This window comes from Clostridium bornimense (genome assembly GCF_018917145.1).
Taxonomy (GTDB): domain Bacteria; phylum Bacillota; class Clostridia; order Clostridiales; family Clostridiaceae; genus Clostridium_AN; species Clostridium_AN bornimense_A.
In genome coordinates, this window is sequence record NZ_JAHLOD010000013.1 from 1 (window position 1) to 26845 (window position 26845).

At 29.0% G+C, this 26845-nt stretch carries 26 protein-coding genes and 1 riboswitch; of the genes, 2 read left to right on the forward strand and 24 right to left on the reverse strand.

Translation table 11 applies throughout. The annotated features are described in order from the left end of the window. Positions 1-138 precede the first annotated feature (138 nt). The 7 genes from KQI30_RS06235 to KQI30_RS06265 all read right to left on the reverse strand — a co-directional run bounded on the left by KQI30_RS06235 (position 139) and on the right by KQI30_RS06265 (position 5149). Positions 139-1083: a transketolase family protein gene (locus tag KQI30_RS06235; protein ID WP_216462419.1), complete on the reverse strand. Its 945-nt coding sequence runs from the start codon at positions 1081-1083 to the stop codon at positions 139-141. Further along, complete coding sequence (locus KQI30_RS06240; protein WP_216462421.1) at positions 1083-1907, reverse strand: transketolase; 825 nt, start codon at positions 1905-1907, stop codon at positions 1083-1085. Before KQI30_RS06240 ends, KQI30_RS06235 begins: the two co-directional genes overlap by 1 nt. Before the next feature lie 197 nt (positions 1908-2104). Beyond that, positions 2105-2452, reverse strand: a complete 348-nt coding sequence (locus tag KQI30_RS06245; protein ID WP_301281807.1) for a type II toxin-antitoxin system PemK/MazF family toxin — start codon at positions 2450-2452, stop codon at positions 2105-2107. Continuing rightward, positions 2412-2732, reverse strand: a complete 321-nt coding sequence (locus KQI30_RS06250; protein WP_216462422.1) for a CopG family transcriptional regulator — start codon at positions 2730-2732, stop codon at positions 2412-2414. Before KQI30_RS06250 ends, KQI30_RS06245 begins: the two co-directional genes overlap by 41 nt. 109 nt (positions 2733-2841) lie before the next feature. Then, positions 2842-4002, reverse strand: coding sequence for an alanine racemase (gene alr, locus KQI30_RS06255; protein ID WP_216462423.1), 1161 nt, complete (start codon positions 4000-4002; stop codon positions 2842-2844). An 18-nt stretch (positions 4003-4020) separates the two neighbouring features. Further along, a complete protein-coding gene (locus KQI30_RS06260; protein ID WP_216462424.1) occupies positions 4021-4647 on the reverse strand; it encodes a germination lipoprotein GerS-related protein in 627 nt (208 codons plus the stop codon). 148 nt (positions 4648-4795) lie between these two features. Then, a complete protein-coding gene (locus KQI30_RS06265; protein WP_216462425.1) occupies positions 4796-5149 on the reverse strand; it encodes a DUF6514 family protein in 354 nt (117 codons plus the stop codon). Between the two features lie 787 nt (positions 5150-5936). Between KQI30_RS06265 and KQI30_RS06270 the strand changes: the two genes are divergently transcribed. After that, positions 5937-6755 carry a YihY/virulence factor BrkB family protein gene (locus KQI30_RS06270; protein WP_216462426.1) on the forward strand — a complete coding sequence of 273 codons (819 nt, stop codon included), beginning with the start codon at positions 5937-5939 and terminating at the stop codon, positions 6753-6755. 59 nt (positions 6756-6814) lie between these two features. Here KQI30_RS06270 and KQI30_RS06275 read toward each other — a convergent pair whose 3' ends face one another. The 14 genes from KQI30_RS06275 to KQI30_RS06340 form a co-directional block, all read right to left on the reverse strand. Continuing rightward, entirely contained in the window at positions 6815-8707 is a 1893-nt protein-coding gene (locus KQI30_RS06275; RefSeq protein ID WP_216462427.1) for an MBL fold metallo-hydrolase, read from the reverse strand. Beyond that, entirely contained in the window at positions 8704-10290 is a 1587-nt protein-coding gene (locus KQI30_RS06280) for a hypothetical protein (protein ID WP_216462428.1), read from the reverse strand. Before KQI30_RS06280 ends, KQI30_RS06275 begins: the two co-directional genes overlap by 4 nt. Positions 10291-10295: 5 nt before the next feature. Continuing rightward, positions 10296-12002, reverse strand: a complete 1707-nt coding sequence (locus KQI30_RS06285) for an Hsp70 family protein (RefSeq protein ID WP_216462430.1) — start codon at positions 12000-12002, stop codon at positions 10296-10298. An 11-nt stretch (positions 12003-12013) separates the two neighbouring features. Continuing rightward, positions 12014-13126: a hypothetical protein gene (locus tag KQI30_RS06290; RefSeq protein WP_216462432.1), complete on the reverse strand. Its 1113-nt coding sequence runs from the start codon at positions 13124-13126 to the stop codon at positions 12014-12016. 357 nt (positions 13127-13483) lie between these two features. Continuing rightward, positions 13484-13906 (reverse strand): hypothetical protein, encoded by a 423-nt coding sequence (locus KQI30_RS06295; protein ID WP_216462433.1) that lies wholly within the window; start codon positions 13904-13906, stop codon positions 13484-13486. A gap of 50 nt (positions 13907-13956) precedes the next feature. Continuing rightward, complete coding sequence (locus KQI30_RS06300) at positions 13957-14538, reverse strand: thiamine phosphate synthase (RefSeq protein ID WP_216462434.1); 582 nt, start codon at positions 14536-14538, stop codon at positions 13957-13959. After that, complete coding sequence (gene thiC / locus KQI30_RS06305; protein WP_216462497.1) at positions 14516-15826, reverse strand: phosphomethylpyrimidine synthase ThiC; 1311 nt, start codon at positions 15824-15826, stop codon at positions 14516-14518. The genes KQI30_RS06300 and thiC overlap by 23 nt, the downstream gene beginning before the upstream one ends. Before the next feature lie 18 nt (positions 15827-15844). After that, entirely contained in the window at positions 15845-16954 is a 1110-nt protein-coding gene (gene thiH, locus KQI30_RS06310; RefSeq protein WP_216462435.1) for a 2-iminoacetate synthase ThiH, read from the reverse strand. Then, a complete protein-coding gene (locus KQI30_RS06315; protein ID WP_216462436.1) occupies positions 16951-17721 on the reverse strand; it encodes a thiazole synthase in 771 nt (256 codons plus the stop codon). The genes thiH and KQI30_RS06315 overlap by 4 nt, the downstream gene beginning before the upstream one ends. Continuing rightward, on the reverse strand, positions 17711-18529 hold the full coding sequence (gene thiF, locus KQI30_RS06320; RefSeq protein WP_216462437.1) for a sulfur carrier protein ThiS adenylyltransferase ThiF: 819 nt from the start codon (positions 18527-18529) through the stop codon (positions 17711-17713). Before thiF ends, KQI30_RS06315 begins: the two co-directional genes overlap by 11 nt. Before the next feature lie 2 nt (positions 18530-18531). Further along, positions 18532-18723: a sulfur carrier protein ThiS gene (gene thiS / locus KQI30_RS06325; RefSeq protein ID WP_216462438.1), complete on the reverse strand. Its 192-nt coding sequence runs from the start codon at positions 18721-18723 to the stop codon at positions 18532-18534. A 76-nt stretch (positions 18724-18799) separates the two neighbouring features. Beyond that, positions 18800-18910, reverse strand: a riboswitch (TPP riboswitch). A 53-nt stretch (positions 18911-18963) separates the two neighbouring features. Continuing rightward, positions 18964-20604 (reverse strand): alkaline phosphatase, encoded by a 1641-nt coding sequence (locus KQI30_RS06330; RefSeq protein WP_216462439.1) that lies wholly within the window; start codon positions 20602-20604, stop codon positions 18964-18966. Between the two features lie 3 nt (positions 20605-20607). Continuing rightward, complete coding sequence (locus KQI30_RS06335) at positions 20608-22509, reverse strand: alkaline phosphatase (protein WP_216462441.1); 1902 nt, start codon at positions 22507-22509, stop codon at positions 20608-20610. Between the two features lie 147 nt (positions 22510-22656). After that, on the reverse strand, positions 22657-23313 hold the full coding sequence (locus KQI30_RS06340) for a hypothetical protein (RefSeq protein WP_216462442.1): 657 nt from the start codon (positions 23311-23313) through the stop codon (positions 22657-22659). Positions 23314-23495: 182 nt separating this feature from the next. Here KQI30_RS06340 and KQI30_RS06345 point away from each other — a divergent pair, with 182 nt between their 5' ends. Then, the gene (locus tag KQI30_RS06345) at positions 23496-24257 is read left to right on the forward strand and encodes a formate/nitrite transporter family protein (protein ID WP_216462444.1); all 762 of its coding nucleotides are present in this window, start codon (positions 23496-23498) and stop codon (positions 24255-24257) included. A gap of 151 nt (positions 24258-24408) precedes the next feature. Here KQI30_RS06345 and KQI30_RS06350 read toward each other — a convergent pair whose 3' ends face one another. The 3 genes from KQI30_RS06350 to KQI30_RS06360 all read right to left on the reverse strand — a co-directional run bounded on the left by KQI30_RS06350 (position 24409) and on the right by KQI30_RS06360 (position 26790). Continuing rightward, positions 24409-25482, reverse strand: coding sequence for a glycosyltransferase (locus KQI30_RS06350; RefSeq protein ID WP_216462446.1), 1074 nt, complete (start codon positions 25480-25482; stop codon positions 24409-24411). A gap of 71 nt (positions 25483-25553) precedes the next feature. Further along, positions 25554-26252 carry a nicotinamide riboside transporter PnuC gene (pnuC, locus tag KQI30_RS06355; protein WP_216462448.1) on the reverse strand — a complete coding sequence of 233 codons (699 nt, stop codon included), beginning with the start codon at positions 26250-26252 and terminating at the stop codon, positions 25554-25556. Positions 26253-26433: 181 nt separating this feature from the next. Continuing rightward, the gene (locus tag KQI30_RS06360; RefSeq protein WP_216462450.1) at positions 26434-26790 is read right to left on the reverse strand and encodes an STAS/SEC14 domain-containing protein; all 357 of its coding nucleotides are present in this window, start codon (positions 26788-26790) and stop codon (positions 26434-26436) included. Positions 26791-26845 lie beyond the last annotated feature (55 nt).

The following is a 26845-nucleotide window of genomic DNA, read 5'->3' on the forward strand; positions in this document are numbered from 1 at the left end:
GAAAATTTAATTTTACTCATATCCACTATTTCCTCCAAGATAATTTTAATTATACATAAAAAAGTACCTATAAACTAGACACTCTTTTTTTATGTGTCCATGTTATAGGTACCATTTTATACCTTCCTATTTTATTAATTATCTTTTTATTGTCATTGCTTTTTTTACAGTCTTAACAATTTCATTAGCAGTTAGTCCATATTTTTCTAATAAGTCTGCTGGTTTACCACTTTCACCAAATACATCCTTAATACCAACCCTTAAAACTGGTACTGGATAATTTTCAGATACCACTTCACTTACTGCTGAACCTAATCCACCGATTATATTATGTTCTTCAGCAGTTACTATAGCTCCTGTTTCTTTGGCAGCTTTTACAATGATTTCTTCATCTATTGGTTTTAATGTATGAATATTTATTACTGATACATCAATACCTTCTCCTAATAAAATCTCTTTAGCTTCAAGTGCTGCATCTACCATAATACCATTAGCTATTATAGTTGCATCTTTTCCTTCTTTTAATTGTACACCCTTACCGATTTCAAACTTATATCCTTCAAAGTCATTTACAGTATTAACAGGCATTCTACCTAATCTTACATAACAAGGTCCATTAAATTCTGATACTGCTTTTATTGCTGCTTCTGCTTCGATTCCATCACTTGGAGATATAACTGTCATACCTGGTATACTTCTCATAAGTGCTAAGTCTTCTACAGCTTGGTGAGATGCTCCATCTTCTCCTACAGTTAATCCTGCATGTGTAGCACAAACTTTAACATTTAAATGAGGATAAGCTATAGAGTTTCTAATTTGCTCAAAAGCTCTTCCTGCTGCAAAGATTGCAAAAGTAGATGCAAAAACTACTTTGCCACAAGATGCTAATCCTGCTGCTACACTCATCATATTTCCTTCTGCTATACCCATATTGAAAAATCTTTCTGGTGCAACTTCTCTAAAATTAGCTGTCATTGTTGATTTTGAAAGATCTGCATCTAAAACAACTACTTTTTCATTAGTGCTTGCTAATTCTCTTAAGGCATTTCCGTACGCTTGTCTTGTCGCAATTTTATTACTCATTATCTTGCACCTCCTAATTCTTTTATTGCAGCTTCACATTGTTCTTTATTTGGTGCTGTTCCATGCCATCCGCATTGATTTTCCATAAAAGATACACCTTTTCCTTTAACTGTTTTACATACAATTACTGTTGGCTTATCTTTAACGCTTTTAACTTTTTCTATTGCTGATAAAATCTCTTCATAATTATGTCCGTCTATTGATATAACATTCCAATTAAATGCTTCAAACTTATTTGTTATTGGCTCTGGATTCATAACATCTGATACATTTCCATCTATTTGTAATCCATTATAGTCTACAAATGCTGTTAAGTTATCAAGTTTATAATGTGCAGCACACATAGCTGCTTCCCACACTTGTCCTTCTTCTAATTCTCCATCTCCTAAAATTGTATACACTCTATAGTCTTTCTTATCTAACTTGCCTGCAAGTGCCATACCAACAGCTGTAGATACTCCTTGACCTAAAGATCCAGTAGACATATCTACCCCTGGTACATAGTTCATATTAGGATGTCCTTGTAATTTTGAATTAATTTTTCTAAGAGTCATAAGCTCTTCTTTTGGAAAGAACCCTGCTTCACTTAATGTTGCATATAAAGCTGGTGCAGCATGACCTTTTGATAAAACAAATCTATCTCTATTTTCATCTTTTGGATTTTTTACATCGTATCTCATTTCATTAAAATATAATGTTACTAATATATCTGTACATGATAATGATCCACCTGGATGTCCTGAACTTGACTCTGTCAACATATTTATGATGTCTTGTCTCACTATATTAGCCTTTTTGCCTAACATATCTGAAATATTGCTCATGGCATTTCCTCCTCTAGACTTATAACTTTTTAAATAGTATATCACATTTAATTAGTGTTATATCATATTTGTATATATATTATATCATATAATCACTGAAGGTCAAATTTAGTTAACCTTTACATTAATATAAATTTCAATATATAGTATCCCCCATTTATAAAATAGTATAAAAAAAAGCGTCTAAGACGCTCAAATTATAATGCCATACTAACTTTAAGGGAACTATCTACTTTTTTCATATCCCTCTCTAACATATGACCTATTTTTTCTTTTAATCTTCTTTTGTCTAAGGTTCTAACCTGCTCTAACAATACTACCGAATCTTTGTTTAATCCATATTCTTCTGAAGATATCTCAACATGAGTTGGTAGCTTAGCCTTGTTAATTTGTGAGGTAATTGCTGCAACTATAACTGTAGGGCTATATTTATTACCTACGTCATTTTGAATAATTATAACAGGACGTATACCTCCTTGTTCTGAACCAACAACTGGACTTAAATCAGCATAGAATATATCTCCTCTTTTCACCACCATCGTCATCTAAGTAATCACTCTCCGAAAGTCTTGCTTCATATTCCATTAATTGATCTAATTCATTACAAACTCCTAATTCAGAAATTTCTAAATTAATTTTTGACATTTCAATGTATCCTTTTTTCATCAAATCCATCCTAGCTAACCTTTTCTTTTCCTCTATATATCGTGTAATAGCTTCTTTTACAAATTCGTTTCTATCTTTATTATCTAGTTCTAAAGCCTTATCAAATTCATCACAAAGTTTCTCCGAGAGGTTTACAACTAATTTTTTACTTTCTGACATAATGTACACCTTACCTCCTATTAACCCTATAGAAATATGCACGCTATATTATACCTCACATTCTAATATACTTCAAAGTATACTAGTGGTATATTAGAACTGAATATAATTATACATAATTTCTTATCTTTACAACTTTATTATCTTTTATGTACACTCTAGGTACTCTTTTACTTATCATGCATGTTACTTCATAACTAATTGTGTCTAAAATCTTCGCCATATCTTCCGCATCGATCTTTAATCCACCATCTTCACCCATTAATACTACTTCATCTCCAACTTTTACATCTTCAATATCAGTTACATCTACCATGCATTGGTCCATACAAACCCTTCCTACTATATTTGCCATCTTGCCACCTATAATAACTTTACCTTTATTTGATAATGCTCTAGAATAACCGTCTGCATAACCTACTGGTAATGTTGCAATTTTGCTCTTTCTCTCAGTAATAAATGTTCTGTTATAACTTATACTTGTTCCTCTCTCTACTTCTTTTATATGAACGATATTAGTTTTTAATGACATAACAGGCTTTAATCTTATTGCGTTTTTATTTACCTCGTTAGATGGATAATAGCCATATAAAATTATTCCTGGTCTTAAAGCTTCAAAAATAGAGTCTTTTATATCAATTAATGCTGCACTATTAGATATATGCCTCATTGGAATTTTTATTCCTCTTTTTTGTAACTCTTCATCAAATTTTTTAAACTTATCTAATTGAGTCATCGCATATTCCTTATCTGCTTCATCTGCAGTAGCAAAATGTGAAAACATCCCCACAATTTCTATATTCGGTAATTCGCTTATTTTTCTAACTTCTTCTATAGATTCTTCATTAGGTATAAATCCTATTCTTCCCATTCCTGTATCTAATGCTATGTGAACTTTAGCTATAGATTTTTCTTGCATTGCCAAATCTGATAGCTCTTTGCAATATTCGTAACTCATTACACTTTGTTCTATCTCATACCTTAATAAATCTTTTCCAAATATTAATGGTGTATACCCTAATATCATAATTGGTGCATCTATATTATTTCTTCTAAGTTCTATAGCCTCACTTATAACTGCTACAGCAAATCTATTAACCCCTGCATCTAACATAAATGGAGCAATATCTACAGCTCCATGACCATATCCATCTGCTTTTATAGCCGCTATTAATTCTTTACCATTTGCTAATCTCTTTATTTCATTAACGTTACTTATTAGGTTATTTATATTAATCTCTGCCCAAACTGGTCTTAAGTGTCTAAACAATTTTATCTACTCCTCTTCCTATTGAAATACTGTCTCTTCATCATTATAGTTTTTGTCAAAATTTCTATATTCTATAGAAATACTTTCCTTATTGTCTTTATTATAGACTACTATTTTTTTAGGTTCAACTTTTCCTTTATCTACCCATAATGATGCAGTTTTCATGTTATCATTTTCTTCATTTATTTTTAAATGAATAATCAAGTATTCTGTTTCATTTTCCTGCTGCATTGTAAAATTCAACTTTTGATCTGTATATAGTAACTTTATGTACTCCTCTAAAAATATAAATTTATGTATTTTATCATTTTCTGTTTTTCTTACATATTCATCTCCAGTTATACTATCCTTAATTTTTATTTCATCACTATTAAAAATCATCCTTCTTCCATTATCCAACTCTAATATATATCCTTTTTCTCTTGAAAATACTAATTTCCCCTTATAAACATCTGTCACCCTATCATTTTTAAATGTCATCGTTATATCTGTAGAATACTTGTTTAATTCCTTTAATTTAGTCAAATAGTCCTCCTCATCCATAATAATAGTTCTACTTCTTATCAAATAAAACAATAGCACTATTAATACCCCAACAACAATTAAAGATATTACTGCTAATTTTTTAATTTTCCCTTTCTCCATATATTTAATTATACGCTCCTTTGAAATTTCTACTACTAATAGAATATTATCCTTGAAGCGTAAAAATTACTTAAATCATTTATAATATAAAAAAAGCTATAGAAAATCCCCAATTTCTATAGCTTTAACATTTTTATTATGTTCTTCGTTACATTTCTTTTACTATTACATCTGAACTTTCAAAATCAGATACACACTTGTCTACTTTTTCTCCAATAACATCTACTAAATGTACTGGTGAAACTGTATTATCATATAATAACTTTAACATTTCTTGAACTTTATGTCTATATGGACTTATATATTCTATTGATTCCTTATCTACTCCTGTTAATTCTCCATCAGCATAATTTTCTTTTTCTATAACTATTCCGTAAGCTGGTACTTCAACACAACTATCTCCCATAGAAACTAACAGATCACTTTTAGTTAATATATAATTATATTTATATTTTTTTGTTCCCTCTTCTAATATTCTTTCTAAATTAACTATTTGTTTCATAATAAAATACCTCCCACTTATTTCCTTCGCCTATATCGTAATTTTATCACTTTAATTCTAATTTTATAGTCGAACTATAAACTTTATCTAGAATATTCGTTCTTTATAAATTGACATCTTAACTAATATGAATTTTCTCAATCAGAATGACCGATTTTCTTTATGTAATAACCGAAATATTTTTTTCCAAGTCATTAAATTTTATATCGAATTTTGTATATTTTTAAAATAAAGTTTTTTTTAAATTTTGAATAATATCTATTGATTTAGCATAAATTTGTACTTGTAATATATATTTTCTTTTTTCTCTTACTAACAATTGTCATTAAGAAATCTATTATTTTTTTCTTGGTTAACCTTCTGTAATGATTATTACACTTTTTTCATCATATTTCTACATTTTTTCACATAACACATTTTTTACTTCATATTCGTAATTTAATATAAAAAATGTACTTTAAGGATATGTTTTACCCTTTTATGACTTTGTATTTGAAATTCATTATAAGAAATGATATAATTAGAATTTTTGATATACATCAAATCAAATTTTATGTATGATATAGTTTTAATTAGAAATGTATATTTTATAAGCTTTGTGGCAAGTTTTTAATCATTTTTACTTTTATGTCTTTCTTTTGAATAGTTTATCATAAATTCCAACTAATTACAATACCTTTGTTGTATAAGTATTATAATAAAATATTAAAAAAATAATATTAATTATGTATTTTTCCCGTTACTATTATTATAATATAGAGTAGTTCTAGCAACAGGAGGTGATTATTTGAAAACTATTTTTATAATATTAATTCAAAGTATAAAAAAATTTAAAGAAGATAATGCTTTTTCTTTAGCATCTCATATAACATATTATGCATTGTTATCATTTTTTCCTTTTTTCATATTTTTACTTACTTTAGTGGGATTTTTTCCTATAAGTAGCGAAGGTGTTATAAGAGATATATTATCATTCATTCCCCAACCTGCAGTTAAAACCGTTTCTCAAGTACTTAATGAAGTACTTAACTATAAACATGTTACATTATTATCTTTTTCATTTATACTATCTCTTTGGAGTGCTTCTTCAGGATGCAAAGCTCTTATGTTAGGAGTGAACAAAGCTTATAATGTACGTGATAAACGCTCATATATAAAATTGAAGTTTATGTCTATGATTTATACAATTATTTTTGCATTTTTCATTATTGGCTCTTTCCTACTACTAACGTTTGGTGAGCATTTAATTGCTTTTATATATTCTATATTAGATATATCATTAACTTCATTTTGGATAACAAACTTATTAAGAATAGCAGTATTAATATTAATACTATTTATTGTATTTATTCTTATATATAAATATGCAACACCACTAAACCCACCTATTATGTCTGTATCATACGGAGCTTTATTTAGTACAGCTGGTATATACTGCTTATCTAGTTTATATGGTATATACTTAAATTATTTTGCCAACAAATCACTAGTATATGGTAGCATTGGTGGTATATATGTAATGATTATTTGGTTGAATATAATGTCTCTTCTTATATTATTTGGAGCTGAAATTAACTCTGTAATATATAAAAAATACTATAAATAATTCACTATTACTTCTTCACTAAAAAAGAGATTGAAGCACTAAGTGCAACAATCTCTTTTTTAGTTAACTAACACTGTATTTTTCATAGATATTCCTTCTATTCCTTGTCCATGAACTAATATCAAATTTTTAGGTTTTAATTTTATCATAGTAAAAATTAATTCATCATACGAACTATGAGCCGATAGAGATATATCATGCAAACTTATAGTCTTATTATTCATAAACTCCATCTCTTTTAAAACTAAATTCTTTTTAGGCATATAACCAGCCTTTATCACAGTAGTCTTCTCTTTATATTTCAACACATTGAAATATTCATAAGATCTACTTCCTTTTCGCAACATACCTGATGATGCAATTATTATCGATGATAATTGATAAACTCTTTCTGCATCTTCATTTTCTATTATTTCTACACATTCGCCTATTAAATTATTGCATTTAGACTTTTTTTGATAATAATAAGTTAACTTTCCTGCTGCTCCATCTACTATAATTGGATATTTAATATTAGCTTCTTTTATAGACATTAATACCTCTTGTGCTCTTCCTACTGCAAATGATGGAATAAATACTTTTACTCCACTTTCTAATGATGCCTTAGTAACACTACCTAAGATTTTTCTTTTATCATCTAATGTAAGTGAAAACTTATTTTCACCATAAGTTGTTTCCATTATAAGATAATCAATTTTCCTATCATTAATTAATTTATATAAGTCTAATCCGGATACAGTAAATTGATCTGATAAACAAAAATCTCCTAGGTAAACTATTCTCTTACCTACCACCTCTATATCAAAAGCACAGGATCCTAATATATGTCCATTTTCAACTGCTCTTATTTTAAATTCACCTACTGAAAATTCTTCATTACATTTTATTATTCTTACATTATTTAATCTTCCTTGAAACTCAGCATTACTTTCTTCAATTATTTCTTTTGTAATACTTGTCATATATATAGGAATATCCAACTTCTCCACTAATAGGCTGCCATAATGATCAAAATGTCCATGAGATATAAATATTCCTAAAATATCTTTATAGTTAATTTTATACTTTTCCAATTCTCTTTTTACATCAATATATATAGTATCTCCATTTTCATTAAAACCTGCTCCCATATCTAGTAATATTATACCTTTGCAAGTTCGAATTATATGCATGCTCATATTTATTTCGTTTTCATATGATAATATTTCTATACTATCATCGATAAAATTATAATGAGTTATATTGATATTATCTACTACTTTTTCCTTATCTAAAGCATATCCTTTTAAATCATCTAATTCTAAATCCTCGTAAGAGAAGTCAACCAAATCATATAATATATCTTCTTTATATCCAAAAACATATGCCTTTTTTATATAACTTTTATTATGATATTTAGAAAGATAATAATAAATATGCGATAATATCATTTCGTCATTACTAAATTCCTTTATTATATCAATAATAGAATCAACTTTATTATTATTCATAAGTATATATAACCTTACAATTTTATCTGGATACTCTTTTAAAATCTTATCTTTATCTATCTTTTCATTGTTTATATCTAAAATAACAAATAGTTCTATAAATTCTTTTAACACTTCATCTTTACTATTAAAATACTCTACTATTATTTCTTTATTTTCCTCATATCGTTTTCTACCTTCTTTATAATATCCAAGCCTTATTAAAGATAATATATTGTATACTATATTTTCTATATTACAATATTGCTTAATCCCCTCTTCTGAATAAAAATAACTCATATGATAATTTTTAATTCTATAATTTAAACATGATAATATATCTAAAACGCCAACTAAGCTATACTTAAAATATTTTTTCTCTAGCGCTTTAATAATATGTGCTATATAACTTTTATCATTTTCCATCTTAAATAAGATTTTTTTATCACTTTCAAAAGTTACAATTTTGTTATTCCCTATCATAATGTTCCTGGTGCTTTTACTTCAAATGACTTTAACATATTTTGTGCCACCATTTGAACATTTAATGAGAAACGTTGATCTCTTAAAATGTAAAATAAAAATCGTTCATATGAATTAGCATTTTTGCTATCAATTACTGATTGCACCAATTCTAAAATTCCCAACTGCACCTTTTCTCCAACCTTTATTTCTCCATCTATATAGCCCATTAATTTATACCACGATTCTTCAATGTTTTTGTTTAAACATTTTTTTAATACTTCTTTTAATATATTTAATATCTTTAGCTGCTTGTTTTCATCACAATGCTCCATAAAATAATTAAAACTATTATTTATACATTCTTTTAATTCTGCACAAGAATTAATACATTGATTTATTGCTTTAGCTGTCTCATCATATGTTACATATTCTTCTTTAAATAATTCTTCTGCCAAAAGATTGCAATATCTTGTTTCACCAAGCAAAATGAAATATGCATAGCAATAAACTTTATATTGATCAACATCTAAATACTTTTCTATCAACTCATAAGCGTCTGTATATTTTAAAATACCTAAAGATATTATTCCTTCTTTTACTTCCATATTACTGCACTTTTCTCTTAACAAAGTATTATATACTAATCTTCCTATAGATTTTTCTCCAGTAAACCTTAAAGCAATTATGGCAGCTTTTCTATGCGCTCTAACTTTTAGTAATTCTTCAAATTCACTTATACCACTATCAAATTCTTTTAAACTCTTAGCTTTTACAATTAAATCCCCTAAATTTTTAGAACTAGAATTTGAAATAGACACTGCGTCCCTTCCACTTATATATGTTATTGTCTTTCTTGCCAAACTTGATATTCCATGACTCCTTAATAAGCTATATGCCTTTTTTAAAGCATCATCACTAAAGACTGTCTTAAACTTATCTTTAAAACACTTTGATATCTCCTTATCTACAGCACTGTTTTCATTAATTAGAGATATCATTTGTAATATATAATCTACTACTTCTTCTCTTCCACTATTAATTAACGCTCTAAATAAATCTAATTTTAGATTATTATCATTAAAAAATCTATAATATGCCTTTTCTAAAAGATTACTGTTTTTTATCCTTCCTAATGCTGCAATTACAATTTTTAACTGAGGAGTCCAATGCCAGTTAACCACTATATGCTCTAGTGAACCTATTACCTTCTCCTTGTTAACCATAGTTATCTCATATATCACCATAGACATATAGTTTACAAGAGTTCTATCGTTATTGATAAAATTATTAATTTCTTTTGATGTATATAACATGCATTCAACAGGACATATTCCTTCTTGAAGCATATCTCTACACTTTTCTTTTACTTTTCCATAAATAATTTGTCTAACTTTTTCACTAATCTTATCTTCTCTAAGCAACGAATATATCTTTGAGAAATCTTTTACGTCTTCTTCTCTAAACTTCCATAAAAATAACTTATTTTCAGCATTGTTTAACGGCTCTACTCCTGTAACCGTAGTCCCTGTTATATCATATTCATAATCTATATTTAGATCACCTTTTATCAGTTCAAGATCTCGTAAATCTGTCAACTTCATTATATTTACCTCCCTTCATAAACATTTACATCACTCTCTACACCTATTTTGATTCTTTCATTTAATGAATCTTCCACTACAACTTCCATAGACAAATGCTTGTTTTCATCAATACTGTATTCTATAGTTATTGGAGTCCCTGTCCTTACTGGAAATGTGTATGAGCCTGTATAACTTCTTTGAATTCTCATAGCTGAATCATATTTATCTTTTCCTGCATACAAATTTATCTTCAATCCTGAAGGTGAAGATGTTTTCAACTTTCCTTTTAATTGTCCTGTATATGGTATTCTTTGATTAGCTTTAAGAATAACCTCTGGCAATCCTTCATCTACATCTATCATAATTGCTTCTGCTAACACTTTTGTAATATCAAGTATTGCACTATCTCCACCATCTTTTTGAATTTCTTTTGGACTTACATCATTATCACTCTTTGTTTCTTCTATAGAATAATAATTATATATAGCTGCTCCTCTTGATACAGCTTCCATAGGATGTGGTGATAAAATTATGTCCTTTCCTAATATCTCCTTTACTCTCTCTTGAACACCAATATACTTTGACATTCCCCCTGTTAAAAATACATAATCTATTGATGATATCGGTATATTATAATTTGTTAATGTATTTAATATAGGTTCCTCTATATTTTTATACTTAGGTAATTCTCTTTGATCTTTTATAACTTTAGTTGGCTTATAGTATAGTGGTTTTGTTGATAAATCAAACTCTCTTTTTGTTAAAGAAAATTCACAAATTTCATCATTATAAAAATCCGGAATAGATTTTGTGAAACTTATTTCATCATTATTTTTCTCTATACCCATAAACTCCATATTCTCAACTTCTGAAGATATTCTTTCTTTTGCCTGTTCTGCAAATATAATTAATTGATTTATCATATGATTTTTTTGTATTTCACTTAATTCATTCAAATTTAATTTACGTTCTTGTGCAAACTTATTAAGAAGATAATTGGCTGCCCAAGTATCAAAATCTACTCCTCCTAAATCATCATATCTTCCTACAGCTATTTCTTTAAATGATAGATTATTTTCCTCTTGTACTACATCAATAATAGCTATATCACAAGTACCTCCTCCAATATCAAATACAAGTATTCTTTTAAGTTTACTAAAATCTACATCTCTATCTTCTTGTATTCTCTTGGACTGTATATTAATATAATCTATTAATGCCGCTGTAGGCTCAGATATTGTAGTAATCGACTTTCTATTAAATCCAGCTCTAATCGCCGCCTCAACAGTATCATTAATTTGATCTGTATTAAATGATGCTGGTACTGTAATAGTAACCCCTTTTATCTCTCTACCCATTGTGTATCTTTTTATAGTGTTCATACATACCTTTAATAGCTCTGTAGCTACATCTACAGGACTTATTATTGTTTCGCCAATTTTCCATCTACTATCAGTTCCAATAAATCTTTTAGAATTATATACAACTCTATTAGATGAATTTTCTCTCATCCACTTCCCTATTTTACCTACATATTTTCTTTCATCATTATCAACATATAACACTGATGGTAATAACTTTGATTGTATTAAATTTTTTGTAGCATCAAACTGAGGTATTTCAATAACTTCTGTACCAAAAGTATTATCTATATTTCTTTTTCCTAATGTCAGTACTGTATTTGTAGTCCCCAAATCAATAGCTACATATATTTGTCTTTCACCTCCCATTTTTCATCCTCCTAACTCCACTTTATCTTAACTAGTGGTAATTCTAATGTTTCATCTTTATATCTCCAACCTGGGAATACTATTTCCCCTTCTCTGCTATTTACTTTATATATATCATCTGATACTCTATACTCAGTTCCTATATTTTTATCTTCAACCTCTATAGTTGAACCTAAATTTTCTTCATAATATGGTGATATACCAAAAGCCTCTAAAGAAATAATTAGATTTTTCACTAACATAGTTAATTCCTTTTCTGTTAATTTTTTACTCCCATTCACATGACAATAAAATCTATCTACAATATTTCCATAGTTCTTACTATTTATAAGGTTAAAAAGATCTCTTATTCCAAACTTATATTGATTCATAGAATAATTAAAACTTTCTCTTTGCTTTGAATTTAATTCTTCTATTTCTTCTTTAAGCATATCAATTTCTCTTTTATTATGAGAAATAACTAGCTCATATGTAGATTTTAATTTTTCTCGATCCAAAGATACTGCTACAACATCATCAATTGCTCCATCTTCTTTATATTCCAATATATTTTTAATTTCTTCATCATTTATTTTGCCTTTAGCCTTAAAATATTCCAATGAAATCTTTAATAACTTTAAATATACATCTTTGTATGGAGTTAAAGTCTCTTTAAATGATTCTACGTCAAATTTAAATTTAAAATAATGATAGATTAATGAATTTAATTCTTCATTAAGAGCTTTTTCATCTTTTATAAACATACTAGCCCAACTTATTGTCTTCTCTCTTAATTTTTGAATCGTCAATGTCTCTTCATTATTTATGATTACTAACTTCATTATAGAATTTATTATTATATTAGATACAAAATTATCAGATTTTATATCCTGTATACCTGAATCTCTAATTAACTTAAAAGGTAACTTGTGTTTTCTAAGATATCCAAAAACTTTTTTGCTATAAGGTATATCAAAAAATGTATTCCAATTTCTCTTCAATGCTGAATCATAATTTCCACTTTTATTATTTTCATCAATAGACAAAGATTCAATAAGTATATCTATCTTAAGCCAAAATAAAGGTTCATCCTCCTTATTTAAATTATATTCCTTTACTAAATCTAGTTTCTTAAAAGTCTCCACTTTCTTCCCCCTCATACTGTTTGTTATATTTTAATATAATTATATTCTATTTAATGGGTATTGTCAATTTTTACCAGTAAGTATTTTTACATTTTTCATTCTTATCATCAAAGATGATATCTATCACTATCACTTCTATTTGGGTTATTGAAAAAACTTAGGATTTGTTTAGAAATAATAATTGTATGACTATTACTTTTTATAAAAGCAACATTTAAATTTTAGTAATTCAATAGGATTATATCCTTTGGTATGATAATCAATGGATGATGTTTACGATATGTCTATTATATAAAAGAGTTATCGCTAACAAATCTTCATTTGCTAATGCGATAACTCTTTTTTTATTACTATATCTTAGTTATTAATAATTTCTTCTACTTCTTTTTTTGCTTCTTCGCTTTCTTCTACATTTACATCTGAATATTTATAATAATAGTTTGAAAAAGCAATTCTCTTTGATCTTTGTATTTCTAAACTATCGCCTAACACTTGTAAAAAGTCTACTTCATCAAGATTATATTCTCCATCAGCTAAACCTATTTTTATAAGTTCAAAATAAACAATATTTTTTATTCTATCACTAGATGATTTTATAGTATTTATTGCATCTTCAAAACTTACCGCTACAAGTTCTTCTTCTGGGAATCCAATTTCATTATACAATCTTTCCATTAATGCTTCTTCGCCTTTTCCTACTTTTTCATCAGCTAATACAAATTCGGACATTAGATTTGTAAATGCTATTGCTTCATCTTTATTAAGTTCTTTTAAAAACATATCGCATCCTCCTTTTATTAGTATATAACATATATTATACATTAATTTTCTTACTTCTTCAGTTCTAAAATATATTTTTCTGGATTTTTACTACAAATTATTCCACTCATTATTGCAATACCATCTGCTCCTGCATTATATACTTCTTTATAGTTATCCACAGTAATTCCACCTAAAGCTATTACTTTTGTGGATACTTCTTTCTTTATGTTATTTATAAACTTAACACCTTTTCCTTTAAGTCCTGCTTTGCATCTTGTTTCATATACGTTTGATGCCAAAATATAATTAACACCAATTTTATCTACCTTAATAGCTTCTTCTAAAGTATGAACAGATACCCCTATATTATCTATCTTTTCTTTCATAATTAAAAAATCCTTATATGGTAAGTGTAATCCATATGCATTAATTTCTTTATATACCTTTACTGATGTATTTACTATAACCTTACATTCAGTTCCTTTTGTTAGTTCCATAATCTTTTTTCCGTATCTTAAAAGTTCATCCTCATATAATTGCTTTTCTCGTAATATTATTCTATCTAAACCACCATCTATAGCAGATTTTATCTTTTTAAAATATTCCTCATCTGACTTAACTAAAGATCTATTTGTTATTAAATATATCAACAGCTTCACCTTTTAATACTTTATTCATATTTCTAACAGCACACATCTTTCCACACATTGTGCAAGTATCTTTATGTTCTGGTGTAGATTCTTCTCTATATTTTCTAGCTTTATCACTATCAATGGCAAGCTTAAACATCTTTTCCCAATCTAAATCAGCTCTTGCTTTACTCATTGCATTATCCCATTCTCTTGCTCCTTTTATTCCCTTAGCTAAATCTCCAGCATGAGCAGCTATTTTCGCTGCTACAATTCCTTCTTTCATATCTTCCAAATTAGGTAATCTCAAATGTTCTGCTGGTGTAACATAACATAAGAAATCAACTCCTGCTGCTGCTGCAATAGCTCCGCCAATAGCTGAAGTTATATGATCATAGCCTGGAGCTATATCAGTAACTAATGGTCCTAAAACATAAAATGGTGCTCCATGACAAAGTTTCTTTTGTAGCATAACATTAGCTTTAATTTCATCTAATGTCATGTGCCCTGGCCCTTCTACAATAACTTGTACATTTCTCTCCCATGCTCTTTTAGTAAGTTCACCTAATGTTATCAATTCTTTAATCTGTACTGCATCAGTAGCATCTGCATTAGATCCTGGTCTACATGCATCTCCTAAACTTATTGTTAAATCATATTTTTCACATATATCTAACAACTTATCATAATGTTCATAAAAAGGATTTTCAGCATTATTTATTTCCATCCAAGCATATAATAATGATCCTCCTCTTGAAACTATATTGGTAAGTCTTCCATTTCTCTTAAAAGTATTTATAGTTTCTCTATTTAACCCTGCGTGAATTGTTACAAAATCCACCCCATCCTCTGCATGTTTCTCTACTACCTTTAAAAATTCTTCTGCTGTAATCTCGTCTATTTCTTTATCATAAAATCCTATAGCATCATATACTGGAACAGTTCCAATCATAGCTTTTGAGTACTCTATTAATTTTTTTCTAAACTCTGCAGTCTTACCATAATTAGAAAGATCCATTATTGCTTCTGCTTTCATTTCGATAGCCTTTTTAGCTTTTTCCATTTCTTTCTCTATTGCTGCACAATCTTTTGAAATTCCAAGATTAACATTTATTTTTGTTCTTAACCCTTGTCCTACTCCTTCTGGATCTAATGACTTATGATTTTTATTAGCAGGTATAGCTACCTTTCCGTCTGCTATAAGTTCTCTTAATTCCTCAACATCCATAGATTCCTTATTAGCAACTGTCATCATTTCCTTTGTTATTATTCCTTTTTTAGCTGCATCCATTTGAGTTGTGTATGTTATCATCTTTTACCCCTCCATCTATATTCTTTCCCAATCTTTAAATACTGGTTGATATCCATTATCTTTAAGCATTTGTTTTATTTCTTCTGTGCTTCTACCATCACTTATTTCAAATTGTTCTTCTCCTGCTTCTTCCTTTCTAAGTGAATGTCCTCCAACTTCTGTAGACACCCCTGCAGAAATTTTATTAACTCCTAATGGTAATAATTTTTCTCTAAATCCAGCTCTTTCTCTTGTTGAAACATTGATAGTACAGTTTGGATGAAATATCCTAAGCGCTACAATACATTGAACTAAATTTTTATCACTCACTTCAGAAACGTCTTCAAATACTCCCGCATGTGGTCTTATTCTTGGTGTTGAAAATGCCACATCAACATCACTATATTTGTCTTGAATATACTTTCCATGTAATGCTGTAAAAAATAATTCTTTTCTAAAATTATCTAGTCCTAGAAGAGCACCAATATTTACAGATCTCATCCCCATCTTTGCTCCACGCTCTGGTGCATCTAACCTAAATTTATAATCTCTTTTTGGTCCACCTAAATGTACTTTTTTATAAATATCCCTATTATAAGTTTCTTGATATACTGTAAGACAATCTACTCCTGCTTCTATGACTTCACGATATTCTTCTTCATTAAGTGGATAAATTTCTATTGTTATCGATGCAAAATACTTTTTTATTACTTTTACAGCTTCTACAATATAACTAACGGGAGTATCCTTAGGACTTTCACCAGTAAGAATTATTATGTGATTAAATCCTTCTTTTGATACTGCCTTACATTCTTCTTCTATCTCATGTAACGTTAACTTTTTCCTATTTATATCATTATCATGATTATATGAACAATATGCACATCTATTTATACACATATTAGCAATATACATTGGTGTATATAGCAGAATTGCTTTTCCAAAATATCGATTAGTTAATTCATTTGCTTTTCTAGCCATTTCTTCTAAGTATTCCTCTGCATTTGGAGAAATTAAATTCAACAAATCTTCTTCATCTAACTTACTTTTATGTATACTTCTCTTTATATCTTCATCAGTTACATTGTTGAAATATTTTTCAAAATTAAAATTATTATACTTTTCTATTACTTCTATAAAACTCATTCTTCTAAAAACCCTGTCAAAGGAGATGAAGCTATAGCTCTTTCTGAAACAATACCAGCTTTAGCTAAATATCCTTTCCTTCCTGCCTCCACGGCGTTTTTAAATGCTTCTGCCATAAGAACTGGATTTTTACTTGATGATATAGCTGTATTGAGAAGCACAGCTGCTGCTCCCATTTCCATAGCACTACAAGCTTCTGATGGCTTACCAATTCCAGCATCAACTATTATTGGAGCTTTAATCTCATCTATCATGATTTCTATTAATTCCTTTGTTCTTATACCTCTATTACTTCCAATAGGCGCTCCCAGAGGCATAACTGCTGATGCTCCAGCATCCACCATACGTCTTCCCATCGCTAAATCTGGACTCATATAAGGAAATACTACAAATCCTTCTTTTGCTAAAATTTCTGTAGCTTTTAAAGTCTCAAGATTATCTGGTAATAGATATTTTGAATCATTTATTACTTCTATCTTAATCCAATTTCCACATCCCATGGCTTTTGCTAATCTTGCTATTCTAACAGCTTCTTCTGCATTTCTCGCTCCTGATGTATTCGGTAAAAGAATCATATCTTTTGGTATATATCCCATTACATTTTCTTCTTCATTTTGAAAGTCAACTCTTCTAACTGCCATAGTTATAACATTAGACCCACTGTTTTCTATTATCTCTGGTATTATTTTGTTTGAGGAATACTTTCCTGTCCCTATAAATAATCTTGAAGTCAATTCCTTTCCTCCAATTATAAATTTATCGCTCATTCTCTATCTCCTCATTTCCTAATAATAATCTAACTGCCATATTAGCAGCATGTCCTGCAACAATTTGAACCCTAGGTGCCATAAGTCCACTACCTTCTTTTGCTTCATTTTCTCCATCACCACATAAATAAAATCTAGAATTAATTTTTCTAGTTTTTATTGAGTTAGATGTAAAGAGTCCTGCCATACCACTATTTCCAATAATCTTTTTTTCCTTTGTTTTTAATAGAATAGTATTTACTAAATCAGCCTTACACTTAGGATTATCAAAAGCTTCTATTATAACTTCACAGGATGAAAAAATCTCTGTAACATTATTTTCATCTAAATATTTATCAATAGTTTCTACAATTATAAATGGGTTTATCTCTGCTAGCTGCTCTTTAATAGCTTCAGTTTTTTTCATTCCTATATGTCTTATATAATATTGCTGTCTATTTAAATTACTCGGTTCAACCACATCAAAATCTACTAACACTAACTTTCCAACACCAACTCTAGCTAATGCTATAGCTATATTAGATCCTAGCCCCCCTAATCCAGCTACACCAACTACACCATTCTTAAGCTTATTAAATACCCCTGGAGTATGACGTGACATCATAAGAGTTTCTAATTCATCCTTAGGAGGCATCTCACCTTTTTTTATAAATACCAAAGTATCTCCATTCTTTAACTGCTTATCTTCTTTTATAGGAAAACCATTTAAAATGGTGACATCGCAATTTGGGACCATTAAATCTCTTATGCAATATATTGTGCTACTTTCCTCTACTTCAATTAATTTCTCATTAACCTTTACTCTCAAGTTTACCCTCCCCCTATAAAGGCAACTATCTCAACTTTATCTTCTTCTCTAAGGGTTGTAGTATTAAACTTGTCTTTTGGTATAATATCTAAATTTACTTCTACAACTATCTTGTCTTTATCTAAATCTAATTCTTTAACAAGTTCTTCTACAGTTATATCTTTATAATTGTATTTCTTCCCATTGATAATCATAATATCCCCCCTTTAAAAATAAAAAAGACTCACCAAAATACGGTAAGTCTTTATATGCAAAATAGCTTAATTTATATAACACATATATATGCTTCCCTACGTTGGTATTAACCAAATCAGGTTATAAGAGTTAGAACTTTTTGTTCTTCTCAGCCTTTTCTTTTATAAGGCACCCCTAGCAAATTATTATTCTATTACATATAAGTATACATTTGCTGAATTGCTTTGTAAAGTTTACATTTATTTGTATAGACTAATAACTTCATTTGATGCAAAAACTTTATTTGCAATATATACTATTACTCCAGTTAAAGATTTTTTCTTACCATTAACTTCTACAATATTAGTATTGGCATATAGTTTCATAATCTCTTTATTATTTTTCTTAATTATAGCTACAGGATTTAATTTGTCAGTAGTATCAACTTCTACACTTCCACCTAACTTACTTATTTCACTAGATATATCATTAAATCTTTTTTCAGTAGTTGCTGCTAAATCCAAACCAATTTGTTTTTCGATATATTTTCCTATATAAGTATTATCTACAACTCCTGATATTACATCAACTCCTTCTGGCGCATAACTATATATAGCTACATCTCCACCAGTATGACCTGTTGTAGTAAATCCAATTTTTGCTCTTGAAGCTTGAACTTTTTCTATATTTTCCTTCTTTATTAAGTCCATTTCATCATTAGTAAGATTTTTAATGCCAAAATACTTTTCAACTAATGCTGCTATTTCACTATCAGTTTTACCTTCTTTAAGTTCATTAAATTTAGGTTTTGACATTTTATATCCTTTTAAATTTCCTACACTTTCATCAAAAGTCATATTTGAATAGCAATTAGTTGTGTCACTATTTCCTAAAGAAATACCACTATTAGCGTGATCTGTTGTAGATATTACTATTGTATTTTTATCTTTTTTAGCAAATTCTATTGCAGCCTTTACAGCATCATCATATGCTAAAATATCATTTACCAAACCAGCTGTATCATTAGCATGTGCTGCCCAGTCAACTTTACTTCCCTCTACCATTAAGAAAAATCCTTTTTCATTTTTTGATAATGTATTTATAGCCTTTTCTGTCATTTCTGCTAATGTTGGCTGTTCCTTATTAAATTCTGCCCTATCAGCCTCATATGCCATATCTGTAGGTGCAAACATTCCCCATATCTTATTACTATTAGTTTTGTTCATTTCATCTTTAGTAGTTATATACTCATATCCTAATTTTTTAATTTCTTCTGTTAAATCTCTATTATCACCTTTTCTTCTACCGTTTCCATCTTTATCTGAAAGGAACTTATCTCCTCCACCTAGTACAACATCTACATTATTATATATTTCTTGTTTCATAAGAGAATTGTAGTCATTTCTTGATGCATTATGTGCAGTGAAATCTGATGGTGTAGCATGCATTATTTCACATGTTGCTATTATTCCAGTAGATTTCCCTTGCTCTTGAGCTGATTCTAATACTGTGGCCACAGGAACATCATCTCCTGTAACTCCTACATGGCTATCATCACTTTTAAATCCTGTAGAAATTGCTGTTGCTCCTGGTGCAGAGTCTGTTATAGGTCCTTTATTCCATCTTGTTTTTGAATATCCTGTTAAATAGTCATCTATATATAGTGAGTCATTTCCCCATACTCCATCTTGTGCATCTTTATAATATCTAGCTATATTTGTAGCACTATTACTCATTCCATCTGCTATTAACAAAATAACGTTTTTAGGCTTTTCTTGTGATTTTGCATTTACCTTATTTCCAATGGACGCAAAGTTTATAGGTGATATGATACCGGTAATAATAGCTGTAGCAGCTGCAATAGTTACTATAACTTTTAACTTACTGTTTTTATTTAACATATTTTAATCCTCCACCTTATCTTCTTTATTTTTTCTCTTTCTTGATACTAATACTCCACCAGTTGCTGTAATTGCTGCACCTAAAGCAGTAATTGCCCCTACTCCTAATGCACCAGTCTTAGTAATTCTGCCTTTATTCTTATTACCATTATCTTTACTAATAGTTTGTACATTAGCATCTACTTCAGTTTTGTTACTATTATCTTTTATGTTATCTTTATTTGTATCCTTTTCACTTCCATCATTGTTAGGTTTAGACACCTCATCTGATGTTTCAATTGTTTTAATAAGTTCTGATACTGATTTTGGTACATATAACTTTTCTTTTATTTCAGGCATAACTGTATCTAATTCTGCTTTCTTACCATTTAACTGATACTTATTAGTATTTGGATACAACTTCAAAGTCTTTCCTGTGTTTTTATTTGATAAGGTTACTACATTCTCTTCTTTTGTTATTACTGTATCACTACTCTTTTCTAAAGAATCTAAATCATTAAATAGATCTTTTGTTAAGTTATCTAACTTCTCTTCATTAAATATCATTTCTTGCATATATTTATTTATTTCTGTATTTTCAACTACCCCTGATAACTTCTTACATGTTGTTGGTGCATATATTCCTAAATAGACATCTTCCCCTGTATGTCCTCCAGTTGTATATCCTATTTTAGCTCTTAAAGCTAAGACCTTATTTATGTTATAATCATTCTCCTTTATTTCAGCTATTTCCTTACTAGTTAAATCTATACCATAATACTCTTTTGCTAATTTCACAATCTCTCCATCATTTTTTCCTTTTATTAATGATTTGAATTTTTCCTCTGTTACCTTTGCATTACTAAATAATTCTACAGTATCTTTAAAAGTAGCTTGACTATAACTAAATCCTTCTGCTTCTCTTCCAATACTAATTCCACTATTACCATGATCTGTAGTTACTACTACAACTGTATTTCCATCTTTTTTAGCAAAATCTACTGCATTTTGTACAGCTTCATCAAAAGCAAGAACATCTGATATTATTCCTACAGTATTATTGGCATGTGCTGACCAGTCAATTTTACTTCCTTCTACCATTAAGAAAAATCCTTTTTCATTTTTCTTTAAAACATCAATAGCTTTATTAGTCATTTCACCTAATGATGGTTCTGTAGAATCTTTATCTGATTTTCTATCAAAGTCATAAGCTAAATCTGCATCAGAAAACATTCCCCACAGCTTATTAGCTTTACTATTTTTCATATCTTTATTAGTTTCAACTAAATCATAGCCTTCTTCTTTTATTTTATTTTTCATCTCATCTTGAAGCTTAGAAAACTCTTTATCATCTTCTATACCATATTGATGTTTCCATCCAAGTCCTCCCCCTAATACAACGTCTAAATTGTTATTAACTTGTTGACTTAATATAGATTTATAATTTGATCTACTATCATTATGAGCTGTAAAATCTGCTGGTGTAGCATGAGGAACTTCACAAGTCATTATTACCCCTGTACCTTTACCTTCTAACTTAGCACCTTCTAATATTGTTGCAAGTGGTTTATCTTCTGCTGATGTTGCTACATGTTTATCTTTAGTCTTATTTCCTGTAGAATAAGCTGTGGCACTAGGCGCTGAATCTGTAATCGGTCCATTAATCCAAGATGTATGAACTGCACCAGTAGCTATTTCATCCATAGCTAAAGAATCATTTCCATAAACTCCATCTTTTGAATCTTTATAATGTCTTGCTAAAGTAATAGCCTCTTGGCTCATTCCATCACCAATCATTAATATTACATTTTTGTCTTTTACCTCTGATGCCTTTACTGTATTCAGTGAAATATTATTTTTTAACATCACTGTCATAATAGAAACCACTGTAATTGTTGACATTAGTATAGTTAATTTTTTATTCATTGATACACCTCCAACTTTTCTCAATTTTCATAATAAATACAAATAATTAAGTCACTATTAAAATAATGTAAAATCTATGTTAGTCTATATCCACGTAAAAATGAGGATTAAAATACAAATTGCTGCACTTAATCCTCTAGCTATTTCCTATTCATATATGTTTCTTAAATACTCTATATTTTTCTGATGCTCTACATCTTCAGTTGCAGTTATGGCTCCATCCATATGTCTTTTACTATTTATAAAATGTACATCAAAAACTCCATCCATATCATTATTCTTTATTGTATCTAAATTTTGTCCATATCCATATCCACCTGATAATCCTCCAGTAACTGCAAAGGCTGGTGCATCATCAACTCCAGCATGAGGCATTCCTGCCATAGATGCTGCATATCTTCTACCACCTATATGTAAAATAACTGGTCTTTTACTCCAATTAAAACCACCAAACACTTCTCTCATTATCCTTGTATCTTCTTCGGCAACAGTTTCACAATCAGCATGATTATCTCCCATAGTTCTTATTATATTAAACCTTTTTCCCGTAGATATATCTTCTACTTCTGCATTAGTTGACCTAGGAAATATATATTTATCAACTTCATTCCACGATAAAAATTCTACCTTATCCACTTGATTTTCTTCTACATACATTTCTGCGCTTACATTTTCAACCGCCTCAAAACTTTTATCTGATTTTTCTTCATTTATATTTTTATACAAATATCCATGTATAAAACTTACTATCAAGAACAAAGCTAAACATGAAATAAGTATTTTACTTCTTGGAAAATGTATCATTACTTCACCTCACTTTTTCACTAAATCATTTTATCCAAATATCTAGGTTTTATTCTGAATACGTACATATTTTGTACATATTTCATTATATTTAGATTTAATCCGACTTGATTTAATCTAAAAAGTGGAGTATAGTAAACTTTTGGTGTTATATTTTACAAATAAGAGGAGATGACTTAAACGTGAGAGATTCTGTTTTAGCTGCTATGCAGTATGGTCTTAAAAAACAAAAGATGTTAGAAAAAAGCAAGGTACAATTTTTCTTATATGCATTCCTTGGTGGTGTATTTGTAGCTTTTGGTGTTCTATTATACCTTTCTATTGGTGCGCCATTTGTTGCTGCTGGAAGTCCTGGTGCAAAACTTGCTATGGGAGCAGCATTCCCACTAGCTATTTGTCTTATAATTTTTGCCGGTGGTGATTTATTTACTGGTAATACTATGGCATTTACTATAGCTTTACTTGAAAAAGAAACTACTTTTAAAGACACTTTAAAAGTTTGGCTATTTAGCTATTTTGGTAATATATGCGGTTGTATGGTAACAGTTTTTATATATGCTAAATCTAAAATTCCAAGTTCTGATTTAATTAAATATATAAATGATACAGCAGCTCACAAAATTCATGTGGATTTCTTCCCATTATTCTTAAGAGCGTTATTATGTAATACATTAATCTGTTTATTAATCTGGTGTGCTGTAAGAATGCAAACCGAAATAGGTAAAATCGCTGTATTCTTCTTCTGTATCCTTGGAATGATAGGTATCGGACTTGAACACTCTATAGCTAATAGTGCAACACTTTCTCTTTCATATTTCTTAGATGGTGGAAACTCTATAGGCAGTATCCTATACAGTTTAGGTACTGTAACTTTAGGAAATATCGTTGGTGGATCTTTATGTGTTGGTCTTCCTTACTGGTTCTTAGGAAAAAAAGATAAGTAAGTCTATCTATAAAAATAAAGCCATAACACAAATTTGTGTTATGGCTATTTTTTTAAGTGTACAGTTATAAATTATCATAATCCAGTCAGCATAAATACAATACTTACCTGCATAGGAGATTTAGCACTAATCGTTAAATATTAATTATAACCTATTTACTTATTTTATCCTTAAGATATTCTCTATTTTGGATAACACTTGGATGATTTGGAATATATTCTGCTGCTTTTTCATTGTAATAATTTGATGTATCAAAGTCTCCTAAATTTGCATAACATACGCAAAGTTGAATATATGGTATCCATGTAAAATATCCATGGTCAATTAATGCCATACTATCTCCGTCAGGCTTTAAATCTATAGCAGCCTTATACCAAAACATAGCTTCTTTATATCTATTTTGCTCTATAAATCTATATGCTATTCTACAACAAAAATCCGATCTTGGCAGATCATATTCTAATGCTTCTAAAAGAGATTTTATTTCTAAATCTTTATCTCCTTTAAAGCTATAACAGTCTGCTATCCTACCTAATGCACTTTTTACATCCTCTACCCAACCTTTTTTCCCATCTACAAATTTTCTATACATACTTAATGCTTCATCATATCTTCCATGATCAAACAATTCATTGGCATAATAAAATTGTTCTCTTGGAGAAAACTCTACATTATCTTTAATCATTCCTTCATATATTTTTAAATTTCTATCTGTATAAGGCTTATTTTTTTGATGCAAGATTGATACATTAGATGAAATTATATTTCCATATACCTCAAGATACTCATGTACTTTTCCTATCCACAAAAAATCCTTCTTTCTTTTAACCAATCGATTTCGCTTTAATGAACTTACTGGTTTATTATTTTCATCTACTGCTAATACATAATCCATAGACACAGCATCTACAGTATCATCTAAATTTTCTTTTAACTTAATAAACTTCTCTTTATCTCCGGGGAATAATATATCATCTGCATCTAACCAAAATATATATTCTTTACTTGCTTTACTAAAAGAATAATTTCTCGCCGCTGCAAAGTCATCTATCCACGTAAAGTTATATACCTTTGCTCCATACTTTTCAGCTACTGCAATTGTGTTATCAGTAGAACCTGTATCTATCACAATAATTTCATCAACTATGTCCATTACTGATTCTATACATCTTCCTATTACCTCTTCTTCATTTTTAGCTATCAAACATAAGCTTATCGTATTCATTAATACACCTCAGATAATAATCACTAATATTATCCTATTAATTAAGATGTGATATTGTTCCAAATACAAAACTAAGAAAATCCTTTCTCTTGGTCTTTCTCCATCTTCCTCCAGCTAACATAACCATAAATATCATTTATCAAAAAAATAATAAAACAAATAATCATAGGTAAATAATCCTTATCTCCCATTGTAGCAAGAACCCATAGTACAATTAAGACAATATCATTAGCTGCATAACCCAATGCGTACAATGGACTTCTTAAAAATGTAAGAAAGGCTGCTAAAAAGCTAGTGGTAACTGATATAGTACTAAACATCATATTGGCAGTGTTGAAGTATAGTAAAATATAATAAAATATCCATGTTACTATCCCTGCCATAATAATCAAGTAAAATATCTTTTTCTTAGAAAGTTTAGCTGTCTTTACAACCCCTTTTTTCCCTTCATAGGGATTTTTTATCCATTGTATTGCTGATAATACTGCCATTGGTGCTGTCATTCCCAAATAAGTAAGCATTTCACCATAATAACATAAGTTCCATGAAATCAAAGCATATAAAACACTAAATAATAGCATAAGTAACTGTCCTATTACCATTCCTTTTGCAATAAAAATAAGGAATGTTGCTCCTATAAGGGATGCTACCAATGTTAGATAATTCCCTGACGATTTAATAAAAAAAGTAACAGTGATAATAATTATAGAACTTACCCATAATATCCACTCCCGTTTTGTTAACATCGCAAACTGATTAGAAATTTTCATAATTTATACCTCCAAATATATAAGATAGTAGATACTTTTTTACAAAAAAAAGCATCCACTATACACATCTTCTATGACCTAACGATGTGTACGTGAATGCTAATATGCATTCCTACCCGGTGGCAGATTTATAATTTAATATAATAAATACGATACTTATTAAGAAAAACCTCTCTCACTTTTAACTTTTACAAAATGCTATAGCATCTTCAAAATTAGTAAATACCTTTATTTCTTTTTCTTTTATTTTTCTTAGATAAACTTGAGCTTTCATCTTTGATATTAATCCGTCTACAACTAAAGCCCCTTTATTTACCTTACTATTAATAAATAATTCTTTTAATCTATCAACTTCATCGTCTTCTATTTTTCCGTCTACCCCTTCTAATTTTGTAGCATCTACTAAACAGTTAGTAGCATTAGTTAGTGAGTTAATTTTAGTAATGCCCTCCTGTTTCATAGATTCCATCTCATTAGTAGTGATTTCTCCTTCTATCTTAACTTCTATATACCCTTCATTATCTTTAATGTAGTACATATTCCCCTCCTAAAAATATAATAATTTCTTTATATTTTTATTTTAGAAGAGTCAT